The sequence below is a fragment of the Paenibacillus sp. MMS18-CY102 genome (assembly GCF_009789195.1).
Taxonomy (GTDB): domain Bacteria; phylum Bacillota; class Bacilli; order Paenibacillales; family Paenibacillaceae; genus Paenibacillus_T.
In genome coordinates, this window is the sequence record NZ_WSTC01000005.1 from 77,970 (window position 1) to 90,076 (window position 12,107).

13 protein-coding genes are annotated in these 12,107 nt (G+C 51.2%); 3 read left to right on the top strand and 10 right to left on the bottom strand.

The window, feature by feature from the left end; translation table 11 throughout:
• Positions 1-10: 10 nt before the first annotated feature.
• The gene (locus tag GON22_RS05090) at positions 11-1,096 is read left to right on the top strand and encodes a hypothetical protein (RefSeq protein ID WP_160395030.1); all 1,086 of its coding nucleotides are present in this window, start codon (positions 11-13) and stop codon (positions 1,094-1,096) included.
• A gap of 34 nt (positions 1,097-1,130) precedes the next feature.
• On the opposite strand, the gene GON22_RS05095 is transcribed toward GON22_RS05090, so the two are convergent.
• Both GON22_RS05095 and GON22_RS05100 read right to left on the bottom strand, forming a co-directional pair.
• Entirely contained in the window at positions 1,131-2,435 is a 1,305-nt protein-coding gene (locus GON22_RS05095; protein ID WP_160395031.1) for an extracellular solute-binding protein, read from the bottom strand.
• 131 nt (positions 2,436-2,566) lie between these two features.
• Complete coding sequence (locus tag GON22_RS05100; protein ID WP_160395032.1) at positions 2,567-3,898, bottom strand: PhoH family protein; 1,332 nt, start codon at positions 3,896-3,898, stop codon at positions 2,567-2,569.
• 93 nt (positions 3,899-3,991) lie between these two features.
• Between GON22_RS05100 and GON22_RS05105 the strand changes: the two genes are divergently transcribed.
• Entirely contained in the window at positions 3,992-4,573 is a 582-nt protein-coding gene (locus GON22_RS05105) for a YhcN/YlaJ family sporulation lipoprotein (protein ID WP_336604265.1), read from the top strand.
• Between the two features lie 46 nt (positions 4,574-4,619).
• Here the strand turns inward: GON22_RS05105 and GON22_RS05110 are convergent, their stop codons facing one another.
• From GON22_RS05110 to GON22_RS05140, 7 genes are all read right to left on the bottom strand, one after another.
• Positions 4,620-4,856: a hypothetical protein gene (locus GON22_RS05110; RefSeq protein ID WP_160395033.1), complete on the bottom strand. Its 237-nt coding sequence runs from the start codon at positions 4,854-4,856 to the stop codon at positions 4,620-4,622.
• Between the two features lie 77 nt (positions 4,857-4,933).
• Positions 4,934-6,004 (bottom strand): LCP family protein, encoded by a 1,071-nt coding sequence (locus tag GON22_RS05115; protein ID WP_160395034.1) that lies wholly within the window; start codon positions 6,002-6,004, stop codon positions 4,934-4,936.
• 26 nt (positions 6,005-6,030) lie between these two features.
• Positions 6,031-6,306, bottom strand: a complete 276-nt coding sequence (locus tag GON22_RS05120) for a hypothetical protein (protein WP_160395035.1) — start codon at positions 6,304-6,306, stop codon at positions 6,031-6,033.
• Positions 6,307-6,343: 37 nt separating this feature from the next.
• A complete protein-coding gene (locus GON22_RS05125) occupies positions 6,344-6,649 on the bottom strand; it encodes a YlaH-like family protein (RefSeq protein WP_160395036.1) in 306 nt (101 codons plus the stop codon).
• 30 nt (positions 6,650-6,679) lie between these two features.
• Positions 6,680-8,521: a translational GTPase TypA gene (typA, locus tag GON22_RS05130; RefSeq protein ID WP_160395037.1), complete on the bottom strand. Its 1,842-nt coding sequence runs from the start codon at positions 8,519-8,521 to the stop codon at positions 6,680-6,682.
• Positions 8,522-8,584: 63 nt separating this feature from the next.
• Positions 8,585-9,070, bottom strand: a complete 486-nt coding sequence (locus tag GON22_RS05135; protein ID WP_160395038.1) for a hypothetical protein — start codon at positions 9,068-9,070, stop codon at positions 8,585-8,587.
• Positions 9,071-9,276: 206 nt separating this feature from the next.
• A complete protein-coding gene (locus tag GON22_RS05140) occupies positions 9,277-9,954 on the bottom strand; it encodes a TerC family protein (protein WP_442954354.1) in 678 nt (225 codons plus the stop codon).
• Positions 9,955-10,088: 134 nt separating this feature from the next.
• Here GON22_RS05140 and GON22_RS05145 point away from each other — a divergent pair, with 134 nt between their 5' ends.
• Positions 10,089-10,799 carry a TerC family protein gene (locus GON22_RS05145; protein ID WP_160395040.1) on the top strand — a complete coding sequence of 237 codons (711 nt, stop codon included), beginning with the start codon at positions 10,089-10,091 and terminating at the stop codon, positions 10,797-10,799.
• 30 nt (positions 10,800-10,829) lie between these two features.
• Here the strand turns inward: GON22_RS05145 and thiI are convergent, their stop codons facing one another.
• Positions 10,830-12,098, bottom strand: a complete 1,269-nt coding sequence (thiI, locus tag GON22_RS05150; protein WP_160395134.1) for a tRNA uracil 4-sulfurtransferase ThiI — start codon at positions 12,096-12,098, stop codon at positions 10,830-10,832.
• Positions 12,099-12,107: the final 9 nt, after the last annotated feature.

Consider the following 12,107-nt stretch of genomic DNA (forward strand, 5'->3'; position numbering starts at 1 on the left):
GGGTTCGAACATGCCTGCTTTCCTGCGTCGTGCCGCTGTATTCGCTTTAGCCGTTACTGTATTTTTCGGACAAACAGTCGGAGCAGCCGCTGCACTAACGCCTGCTGAACAAGCCGTCAAGGAATTGCTTGAAAAGAGCCTGTCAGTCGTAGAAATTGATAAAGAGATCACCCGCGTTCAAGCGGAACAAACAAAGCTGGAAGCTTCCTTGTCGGATACTTCTGCCCAAATAAGCAAGCAAGAGCAGGCTGCCGTGAAGCAGCGCGAAAAAGCAGGCAGAGTGCTCCGCTCCTATTATATGGGCGAACGCGATTGGCTGCTGGCCGCATTGTTCTCTTTCAACTCCTTGCAGCAATGGTTTATGCTGCTGGACTATATGGATCTTATTTTGGCCCGTGACCGCGAAGTGCTCGAACAATATGCCGAGCAGTCACTGTTGCTGCGCAAACAATATGACCGGCAAACCAAAGAAAAGAACAAGCTGGCTGAGACAGAGGCTAATCTGCGCAAGCAGCGGGAACGCGTTGCAAAACTGCAACAAGAAATGAATATTACGCTTGAAGGACGCTCCGATGCGGATAAACTTCGCCTGCTGATGGAAGAAATGAACAGCTACTGGAACAATGTCGGCTTAACCGAGGTTCGGACATACTTCAAAGCGTTGTCGGAAGCGATGCAGCATTTGCCCGATTGGGTGCAAGATCATAAGGAGTTATTGGAGATCAGTGGCTTCGAGTACACGTTGCGCATACCTGAGCAAGCGCTGAATGATTTCTTGCGCGAACAAAATGAGCTCTTCAACGCTTTCGCTTTCCAATTCAAAGACGGCAAAGTCATTGCCAGCGGAGAGCGAGATGGCATATCTGTCGAGGTATCCGGAAGCTACACAGTCGAAACGGAACCAAGCAGCAGCATTCAGTTCCATGTCGAGTCGTTAAAATTCAACGATCTAGCGCTGCCCGACACGACAAGGAAGGAACTGGAGAAGCAATTCGACCTGAACTTCTATCCCCAAAAAATCGTTTCCTTCCTGACCGCCAAGAGCGTCAGCATCGAGAATGGCACATTGATTCTCACCTTGAAAGTAAAATTATAACAATGCCGCCGAAAGCTCTCGTTTATTCCCGTCCCTATGGCTGGGATGAACCGGAGCTTTTTGCTTCATCCTTGCCATTTTGCCATTGTAATGCCAATATTTCTAGCCAATCGCCTGATCCAACACTATTCCTCCATAATTGTTGCCAACGCTCTAGGCGCCGTGGCCAAGCCGGATCCGGCGTTTGGGAAGGTTTCCGGCTCAAATCATCCAGCCATTCCTTGCTCCCTCTCCTGCTTCCGCCAGCTTCTTGCAGCTGCCCTGGAAACTGCGTATATATGGGCTTGATCACTGGCAGGAGCCCGAACTGGTCGTATGTAGCCTGCTGCTCCGTTTCGCTAGCTATATGCTGCATCCAGCGGTTCAGCGCCTCCTCCTTGCCCTCGCTATGCGCCAACACAACAAAGCTGCGCCCGCCATACCAGCCGTGAGGATAACCGACTCCAATTAGCGATTGAAGCTCTGGCGACAATTGCTCATAATCCGACCACCGCATCACAGCAGACAATATTTTGCCTTCAGCCAGCTTGTCCGCTAGATTCGGCTCATGAGATCGGCTGACCGTAAATACGGAACCGGAACCTTTTGCCAGAAAATCGAACCGTTTCAACGTTTCCTCGTCAAATGCCCCCAGCTTTTCTGTCCTTTGCCCCTCGATCCCGAAGGAATCAAGCCATGCAAGCATCTGCTCGCTCTGATTTTCCTCCCAATGGACGATTGGCACCTTCGGTGCTGAAGTGCCTGCCGAGACGGCGAGCTGAACGAATGAGCCCCAATTGCCCGGCACTCCTTTACTGGTCAATGAATCGAGCAATGGAAGGCTCCATACAGCAACCAGTGGGTCTGCATCCTTGGGAACCCCCCACCAATAACCGTTCCAATTCACCGGCTCAACGAGCCCATCTAGCCATTGTGCTGGCAGGCTGGACATCATGTCATCCAACGGTTTCAAATAGCCTAGCACGGCGAACTCCCTAACCCATGCGTTATCCATCAATACGGCATCAGGCCCGCTCCCAAGCTGGCCATCTTTCTTCCATTGGGCATATGCCTCATCTTGCTCTATATTAGACAGCACGACAGTAATCGTTGGATTCTGCTCCTCAAATCGATCAACCGACCTCATCATGCTTTCATATTGGCTTTCTGGCAAGGAAACGCTTACGTTAATCACTTGTGGCTCGCTTATTTTCTCTCCCGAAGGGGGCAGTACGGCTTGCTTGCCCCCTGGCTTCGAATCGGAGGCAGGACCAACAGGAAGCCTCAGCAGAGACAACAAGACAATGATGACCGCCACGAACGATAGGATTAACATCAGCATCGAGGATTTGCGATACACGGCTACCTTCCTTTCCTATTTTGTCGTATATTTGTAAAACGTATATCTCCATCATAGCAAACGGCAACGTTTGTTGTCTCTATTAAAAAAAGAAGGCGCACGCGCAGCCGCGTCCGCCTCCTTATTAGCCCTTATAACAAATCCGCCGCCAGCTGTGCCAGCTTAGAGCGTTCGCCTTTCTCCAGCGTCATATGGCCACTTATGCCCTCTGCCTTGAACCTTTCGACAATATGGGTTAACCCGTTGCTGATGGAATCCAAATACGGGTGGTCGATCTGTTCGGGGTCCCCCATCAGAACGATTTTGCTTCCTTCCCCAACACGCGACACAATGGTCTTCACCTCATGCTTCGTCAGGTTTTGCGCCTCGTCAATAATGATGAACTGGCCAGGAATCGAGCGTCCGCGAATGTACGTGAGCGCTTCGACCTGAATGCTGCCAAGCCCCATCAAAATTTTATCGATATCGCCGCTTTTCTTCGTATCGAACAAGTATTCCAGGTTATCGTAGATCGGCTGCATCCAAGGCCGCAGCTTCTCTTCCTTCTCTCCTGGCAAATACCCGATATCTTTGCCCATCGGCACGACTGGACGCGCTATAAGCAGCTTCTTGTACTTATGCTCATCCTCAACCTTCAGCAGACCCGCAGCAAGCGCGAGAAGCGTTTTGCCAGTCCCTGCCTTGCCCGTCAGCGTAACGAGCGGCACATCGTCATTGAGCAGCAGCTCAAGTGCCATGCGCTGTTGTGCGTTGCGTGCTGTAATGCCCCAAATCGCATCGTTGCTGAGATATAACGGCTCGAGCCGAACACCGTCTTGGCTAACCTTCAGCAGCGCTGATTTTGATGTTCCCATCTCGTCGCGCAGAATAATAAACTCGTTCGGATAAAGCCTGGACGCAATCTGTAAGCTCTTGACGGATAAGAACCGATAGGTGTAAAATTCATCGATCACAGAAGGATGGACATGCAGCGTCGAGTACCCTGCATAAAGATCGGTGGCCGATACTGTCCGGTCAGACAAGTAATCTTGCGCCTCCAGCCCAAGCACATCCGCTTTAATGCGAACCAGCACGTCTTTGCTTACCAGTACGGTGTGGGCATTGGTGCCCTTCTCTAGCTCTTCCAAATGATAATTCAGTGCGACAGCCAGTATGCGATTATCGTTTGACATTTCACCAAACATCTCTTGGACGCGGACAAAGCTCCGGTGGTTCAGTTCAACCTTGAGCAAGCCACCGTTCTTTAATAGGATGCCCTCATGCAGATGCCCTTCCTCGCGCATCCCATCAAGCAGGCGCGAAACGGAGCGTGCATTACGGCCAAGCTCATCGGCGAGCCGCTTCTTAGAGTCGATCTCCTCGAGTACCACCGCCGGTATAATGACCTCATTGTCGTCGAATGCGAAGATCGCTTGCGGATCATGCAGCAGCACGTTCGTATCGAGCACGAAAATTTTTTTCATCGCGGACCCTCCTGGCGCCGGAAATAGAACTGGTAACGAAAGGCATACATAACCATATTCAACTTCGGGCAAACTATGCAGCGACGACAAAAAGTGACTAGTGAAAGGTCTGGTGGCCATATGCGCTCGTTCCTCAGTTGCCTAGCGTCGGCGACAGCCATCTGCCTGCTGGTGGCAGGATGCGGCACCGTTGCACGCAACGAAACATCACCCTCTCCTCAGAATAATAATCACGTCAAAGCTCAACAGACAGAGCCTAGAGCTAAAAAGATTAGCGATCCTAAGCAAGTAGAGGCTCATCTTGAAGCGCTAGCGAAAGGCATTAAGGGCGTTAAAAATGCTCATTGTGTCATCGCTGGCAATCTTGCAGTCGTTGGCATTGACGTGGAAAGTACGCTCGATCGAGCCCGGATCGGCACGATCAAATATTCCGTCGCAGAGGCCTTCCGCAAGGACCCTTACGGGATCGATGCGGTTGTAACAGCAGACATGGATTTGTCCCAACGGCTCAAGGAAATTGGAGCCGATATCCGGCGTGGCCGTCCGTTCGCTGGATTCGCGGAAGAAATGTCCGACATCATCGGCCGGATCGTGCCGCAGATGCCGCGGGATACGATTCCGCATGAGCCTGAACCTGGCAAGGAAGATGGCCCTAAGATGAAGAAACACCTCTAACCGCACCAAATTCATGAAAAGTACACAAAAAGCCTAGCGATCACCGCTAGGCTTTTTTTATCGCAGCAGAAACTCGTCCATCCCAGTTCTCTGCCGCCCATTTATTATCTGTTTTGTTGCATGGCATACCTTTGATGCGTTCGCTTTCAAGCACAGCACAACTGTATACGGCAGCCGCTGCAAGTTCGGCAGGCACCGCATGGCCAATCCCATGAAGAGTAACGAAAGATTGCTGCATGTTCGCGAACAACGATTCGGGCATTACCACGATCGGTTCGGCCATCCGCATGACCCCCTTGTCTTCTGTTACGACCTGTGCGTATGCTTAGTATAGCATAGTCCACTTCATTCCTACTACAGCTATTCGGACAATTGTGTGCGGAGCGCTTGACGGGTGTCGGCTAAGCTCTGTTCGTTGACGCGCACATAAGGGCTTACCCATTTGCCTTCAAGCGGCTTGAATGCCACATCACTGCGTCCCATGCCGAAATACGTGAACATAAATTGGCGCAGCTCCGATTCCGGAATATCCGTCCTCAAGTTGCCGCTTACCGCTTCGATTACCGATCCGATCTTCGTCGCTCCCCCGAGCGATTTCAGCCGATCGACGATCTCTCCAATCACTTCACCTTGCCGCTTATTGCGATCAAAATCGCTCGACATGTTTTTGCCGTCATTTGATTTGCGGTAACGGACAAAGTCCAACGCCTCGTCTCCATCCAGCGTATGGCGGCCTTTCGTTAGATTGATCGTCGTTTTATCCGCCTTATCGACGTAATGCATATCCATATCGACATCAACCTCAACGCCGCCAAGCGCATCGACCACATCAGAGAAGCCTTGGAAATTGATGATAGACGCATATCCGATCTCGATGCCAAAGTACCTGCCGAACATCGTCTTCATCTCATCAAGCGCCTCGAGCCTAGCCTGGTCCTTATCTTTCGTATCCTTTAATGCCTGGTGATAGAAAGCAGAATAATAGCTGTTGGCTTTGTGGCTTGCATATCCATTAATCTCAATTCTCGTATCGCGAGGCACAGTAACGATTGTCGATTTCTTCGTGCGCGGGTTCATCGCCGCAATCATGATGACATCGGTATTCATCGTGCCGGTCGCTACCCGTGAATCAAGCCCCAGCAGCAGAACCGCAGTAGGCTTAACTTTTACGGATTGGTCTGGCGGAACCGTTACTTTCTGGCCAGGAAGGGCAATCTCGCCAATGGCCTTATCTGCCTTGAAGTATAGGTCAACGACGAACCAACCGACGAATAATACGACAGCTACGACGAGAAGAAGAATGATTCTTCCCCAGCGAATGCGTTTGCGTTTCTTCATCGGTTTGCCCGTTTTAATCGGTTTGTTCGACTGTGCGCTCCCGGTTGCTCGCTTGTTGGAGGACCGGGGCGGCAGTGGAGTATTTGAATCCATCGTCTGTCACCTTCAATCCATGTCGTTCAACTTTGATATCGAGGGTTGGCGGCAATGTCATTAACGAGCCCTTCAGCTGCCTCTCTATCGAAAAAGAAGAGCTTCGTGCCGCTCTCCTTCTCGATTCGAACATGTATCATTGTCGCATCCTCTGCTGAGACGCTGACGCGGACGACACCGTGATCCTCTTGCAGCACTTGCAGGAAAAAATCCCGCGTATCGAGGGCAGCCCGGTCATCCGGGCGCGCCTCTGCTACACGATCAATCTGTAACCAGTTAAAGAGAGCATCCTCGAGCTTCATCCGATCCGATCCGCTCCTTGTCTCCGAACGGCACGCCTTAAGGCTGTCCGGTTTCCGTATTGGCCTCCGTCTTGCCATTCTTGTTGCGCAGCTTATCGTACAATTGCCGCCCACGAAGCATCAGCATCATGATAATGGCAACTGACATGCATTGGATGATCGGCAGCTTGTCGATTTGTAGAACGAACAATACGAAAGCACCGATCATCATAATGATGTGAACGAGGACTTCCTTCAATATTGGCAGCCGTTGAACACGGAACACCGCGTTAAAAATGTAAAGGATACACGCCAATATTAAGACGTACGTAATGACCGGATGGTTGCTGAACCAATCCTGCATCGCGCTAGACCTCCCTTAACTGAAAGCGCATTAAACGCCAGCCTGCGCCGTTTTGCGTTGTTTCTCCGCACGCTCGCGCTCGCTTTTGTTCAAAATTTTCTTGCGAAGGCGAATCGTCTTCGGCGTAATTTCGCAATATTCGTCATCGTTCAAGTATTCCAATGCTGCCTCAAGCGAGAACAAGATCGGTGTTTTGAGCTTAACCGTATCGTCCTTGCCGGACGAACGTACGTTCGTAAGCGCTTTTTCTTTGCAAATGTTGACGATGATATCATTGTCGCGGTTATGCTCGCCGACGATCATGCCCTCGTATACTTCCATGCCCGGCTCCATGAACAAGATGCCGCGATCCTCAACACCCATCATGCCATAGAACGTTGATGTGCCGTTTTCACTCGATACGAGCACACCTTGGTGACGTCCGCCAACTTGGGCGCCTGCCACTGGGCCGTAGCTGTCGAAAGCATGGTTCATGATGCCATAGCCGCGCGTAAGCGTCAGGAAGTTCGTACGGTAGCCGATCAGGCCGCGTGCTGGAATGATGAACTCAAGGCGAACTTGGCCCGAACCGTTGTTGATCATGTTCACCATATCCGCTTTACGCGAGCCCAGGCTTTCCATTACAGCGCCCATGTGCTCTTCTGGCACATCGATGATCAGGCGCTCGTACGGCTCGGATCTTACGCCATCAACGTCTTTAATGATAACTTCTGGCTTCGATACTTGCAGCTCGTACCCTTCACGGCGCATGTTCTCGATGAGAATGCCCAAGTGAAGCTCGCCGCGTCCCGATACAACGAATGCATCCGGGCTGTCTGTCTCTTCTACGCGAAGCGCTACGTCTGTCTCCAGCTCTTTGAACAGGCGGTCGCGAAGCTTCCGGGATGTTACCCATTTGCCTTCACGGCCTGCGAACGGGCTGTTGTTAACGAGGAACGTCATCTGGAGCGTAGGCTCGTCAATTGTAAGGACTGGCAACGCTTCTGGATTAGCTGGATCAGCAAGCGTTTCACCGATGTTGATGTCCTTGATGCCTGCGATTGCAACGATATCGCCTGCGCCTGCTTCTTCTACTTCAACCCGCTTCAGGCCTTGGAAGCCGAACAATTTCTCGATACGGGCTTGCTTTACAGCGCCTTCGCGCGTCATGACTGCGATCGCCTGGCCTTGCTTTACGATACCGCGATTAACGCGGCCGATTGCGATACGGCCCAAGTACTCATTGAAATCGAGCAGCGTTACGAGGAATTGTAGCGGTTCTTCTACGCTCTCCGTCGGCGCAGGGATATGCTCAACAACCGTGTCATACAGGGCTTGCATGTTTTCGTCTTGTTTCTCTGGATCAAGGCTAGATGTTCCCATAAGCGCCGATGCGTATACGACTGGGAATTCGAGTTGTTCGTCGTTCGCGCCAAGCTCGATGAACAGGTCAAGCACTTCATCGATAACTTCCGTTGGGCGAGCATTCGGACGGTCAATTTTGTTTACGACTACGATTGGCGTCAGATTCGATTCCAACGCTTTGCGCAATACGAATTTCGTTTGCGGCATGCAGCCTTCGAATGCGTCAACAACGAGCAATACGCCGTCAACCATTTTCATAATACGTTCTACTTCGCCGCCGAAGTCAGCATGTCCAGGCGTGTCCACGATGTTGATCAAGTAGTCTTTGTAGTTGATTGCCGTGTTTTTCGCTAGGATTGTAATGCCGCGTTCGCGTTCGATATCGTTCGAGTCCATCGCGCGCTCTTGAACCGCTTCGTGATCGCGGTACGTGCCGGATTGTTGCAACAGCTTGTCGACCAGCGTCGTTTTGCCATGGTCAACGTGTGCGATAATTGCGATATTGCGAATGCTTTGTCTTTCCTTCATTGTCATCATCCACTCCAATTTCTCTTCTATAGGATATACCGGTAAACAATCGATGGGCGCGCTTTACCACTGCGATCTGCGCCCGCGTCCAAACGTTAGCCAAGCGCCGGCTCCGATTAGCAATAACGCGATCAGGTAGATGCTCCAGCTCGTGATCAGAATAAATCCGAACGAAACGGCTGTCACAACGCCTAAGCCTATCGCTAACTGCAGTGCCATTCTAGGCTTGAACGGTTCAAACGCATAGTATTCATACAGCCCGGCAGCAGGACCGAACAGCAGTAACGGCCAAAGCTGATGAAAAAACGACCATCCAAACAGATTGCAGAACAAAAAGAGCAACCCGTATACAGAAAGTATGCCCGCTGGCACTAAAGTTGCCGTAGGCAAAAGCCTTCCGAAGTACAGCACATGTAGCAATATGCCGCCAACGAGCAGCGCGACTGGCCATAACACGCTGCCGATAAAGCTGAAAAAGCCCATTTTGCCAAGCAGAATAACAAGCCCTGCTCCTAGCAGAGCAATTCCCGCATAATGTTGTCTAGACAAAAAGCCTCCCCCCGATCGTTCCGGTTACAATCGGTATCGATGCCTTCCGCATTCGACGAAAGACGACACGATCCCGTAACTTCTCGCAACCTCTAGTGTAATAGAACTGAGCGTAAAAAACCAGAGCAAACATGCGGTGAAACAAAAAGAAGAACGCCGGGCTGCCCGTTATGCACGGAGTAGCCGGCGTTCGTTCATCAGTTTGGTTATCGGAGTGCCGTTTTGGGGCGTGAAATAAGGCCAATAATCAATACGATCGGGACGCAAAACAGTGGGATCGCGTCATGCATCGTCGACGTGCCATGATACAGCAATCGGCTAAGCCCTGGATCATTGACGAGCATTTCTCCAGCCGCATAGCCCAGCAATGCTGATCCTAGATAGACAAGCGGAGGATATTTGCGCAGCAGCGCCCCTACGAAGTGGCTCCCCCAAATAATGATCGGTATGCTTACAATAATCCCCAATATAATAAGTACAGGCTCACCATCAGCTACCGCTGCTATTGCAAGCACATTATCCAAGCTCATAACAAAATCGGCTGCAATAATCGTCCGGATTGCAGCAAACAACGTCGCCTTCCTGGCTCCAAGCGGCTTGCCTTCCTCTTCCACCCCATTAAACGCGTCCCGAAACAGCTTGACCGCAATAATGCCAAGCAGCACGGCACCTGTCGCTTGCAAATACGGAATTTGCAGCAGCGTAACCGCGACGATTGTCAGAACGCACCGCAGCAGTACCGCAACAGCACTTCCCCACCAGACTGCACGTTTGCGCTGTGCCGGAGGAAGCTGGTTGCTCGCCATCCCGATTACAACGGCGTTATCTCCACTAAGCAGCATATTAATCAACACGATTTGCATAAATACGATTAAGCTATCCAACTTGTACACGCTCCCCTCTTCAACAGCTGTATGTCCAAATTGCCGCCAATATGAGAGGAATATATTTTGGAACGCTTGCTCGAAAGGCTCGTAAAGGAGAACATATTCTGCTCGCCAATTAGGAGGTACGTATCATGGAGTTGGAAATTTTATCATGGGCATTCGCTGTAGCACTCATGCAAATCGTTTTCATCGACCTTGTCCTTGCAGGGGATAACGCCATCGTCATCGGCATGTCCGCACGCAGCCTGCCAAAATCACAGCAAAAGCAAGCGATCCTATGGGGCACAGTGGGCGCGGTCGTCATTCGTGCCGTCGCCACGCTGCTCGTCGTCCATTTGCTTGAAATACCGTGGTTGCTATTGGTGGGGGGCTTCCTCCTATTGTTCATTGCTTATAAACTGCTCGTACAGGAAGAAACCCACGATAACATTAAAGCCGGCAGCACCTTATGGCAGGCGATCCGAACGATTGTCATCGCAGATGCTGCAATGGGGCTGGATAACGTCATCGCAGTAGCAGGCGCAGCCCATGGCAATGACCTGCTCGTAGTCCTCGGTTTATTAATCAGCATTCCAATCGTTGTGTGGGGCAGCACGCTGTTCATCAAACTCATCAATAAGTTCCCCTGGATCGTCTACATTGGATCAGGCGTTCTTGCTTATACCGCAGCCAAAATGATTACGCATGAGCCTGAAATTAAACATTACTTCGAGCGCAGCAGCTTCTTCTCTTGGTCTTTCATTGCCGTAATGATCGTCGTTGTTGTCTTGGCAGGCCTGTTGACGAATGTCGTTAAACGCAATAAACAAGCTGCAGTAAGCAGCACCAGGGACTCCGCTTAGGAGCCCCTGGCCTGTTAGTTTATGTGAGATTTAGAACCAACGGTCCTCATCTGTTTCCGCCCTCGTATCATTGCTTCCTGTTGCTGCTGCTTCTGCGCCTTCTGGTGCTGCCTTCACAGTCTCTCGTTTCATAACAACGGTAACCGTGTCCTTCACCGCTTGTTGAATCATTGCATCAAGGTTGTCAATGCCCGCTTCAACGCTTTCAACGATCGACAGGTTCGGATTCGTGCTTGGCGACTTCGGCACGAATAGCGTGCAGCAGTCCTCGAATGGCAAAATGCTCGTTTCGTACGTCCCAATCCGTTCCGCGATTCGAATAATTTCGATCTTGTCCATCATGACAAGGGGGCGAAGAATAGGCAGCTCGGCGACTCGCCCAATAACAGTCATGCTGCCTAATGTCTGGCTTGCCACTTGTCCAAGGCTGTCGCCTGTGACGATCGCATGCGCGCTCTCGCGGGCTGCAATGATTTCAGTAATCCGGAGCATCGCCCTGCGCATTAGCGTAATAATGAGCCGCTCTTGGTCCGATTGCGCGAATCGTGTCTGAATCTCGGTGAATGGCACCAGATGAAGCTTAAACTTGCCGCCTGTAAAGTGCAGCAACCGTTTGGCCAGCGTCACTACCTTCTCCTTAGCCTGCTCGCTCGTAAATGGGTAGGAGTAAAAATGTACCGCCTCCAGTTCAAGTCCCTTGCGCATGCCAAGCCACCCCGCTACCGGGCTATCAATGCCGCCTGAGAGCAAGAGCATCGCCTTGCCATTCGCTCCGTATGGGAACCCCCCGGCTCCCGCTTCCGTATCACAATACACATAAGCGGCTTCCTTCTGGATATCCACTCGCAGTTCAACTTCTGGATTTCGAATGTTAACCTTTAGTTCTGGCGTTTCCCGCAACACATGGGAAGCGACCAAATGATTCATTTCCATCGAATCATGGGGAAACTGTTTCCAGCCGCGTTTGACGGTAACTTTGAATGTTTCGGGCTGTTTGCCATGCGCGCGGAATACGTCCAATGCAGTTGCCTGTATCGCATCAAGCTCCGCATCTGTCCGTTTGACAGGGCTGAACGAAACGAGCCCGAAAACGTCCCGAAGCGCATCAGCTACTGCCTCATAGGGATGGGCATTCAGCTCCACATACAATCGGCCGTATGTTTGCTTTACGACAATGTTCTCAAATGAGCGCAGCGCCTTACGCACATGGTCCCCCAGCACCTTCTCAAACCTCGCCCGATTTTTCCCCTTTACCGTAATTTCGCCGCCAAGCCGCAGCAGTACCATATCATAAATCATGTTCGACAA

What these genes read in the sequence shown, in the direction of transcription:
- GON22_RS05145 (WP_160395040.1), top strand. Translation starts at nt 10,089, where the DNA reads ATGGAGTTGGAAATTTTATCATGGGCATTCGCTGTAGCACTCATGCAA.
- GON22_RS05100 (WP_160395032.1), bottom strand. Translation starts at nt 3,898, where the DNA reads ATGAAAAAAATTTTCGTGCTCGATACGAACGTGCTGCTGCATGATCCG.
- GON22_RS05120 (WP_160395035.1), bottom strand. Translation starts at nt 6,306, where the DNA reads ATGAAGCTCGAGGATGCTCTCTTTAACTGGTTACAGATTGATCGTGTA.
- GON22_RS05090 (WP_160395030.1), top strand. Translation starts at nt 11, where the DNA reads ATGCCTGCTTTCCTGCGTCGTGCCGCTGTATTCGCTTTAGCCGTTACT.
- GON22_RS05125 (WP_160395036.1), bottom strand. Translation starts at nt 6,649, where the DNA reads ATGCAGGATTGGTTCAGCAACCATCCGGTCATTACGTACGTCTTAATA.
- thiI (WP_160395134.1), bottom strand. Translation starts at nt 12,098, where the DNA reads ATGATTTATGATATGGTACTGCTGCGGCTTGGCGGCGAAATTACGGTA.
- GON22_RS05115 (WP_160395034.1), bottom strand. Translation starts at nt 6,004, where the DNA reads ATGGATTCAAATACTCCACTGCCGCCCCGGTCCTCCAACAAGCGAGCA.
- typA (WP_160395037.1), bottom strand. Translation starts at nt 8,521, where the DNA reads ATGAAGGAAAGACAAAGCATTCGCAATATCGCAATTATCGCACACGTT.
- GON22_RS05110 (WP_160395033.1), bottom strand. Translation starts at nt 4,856, where the DNA reads ATGGCCGAACCGATCGTGGTAATGCCCGAATCGTTGTTCGCGAACATG.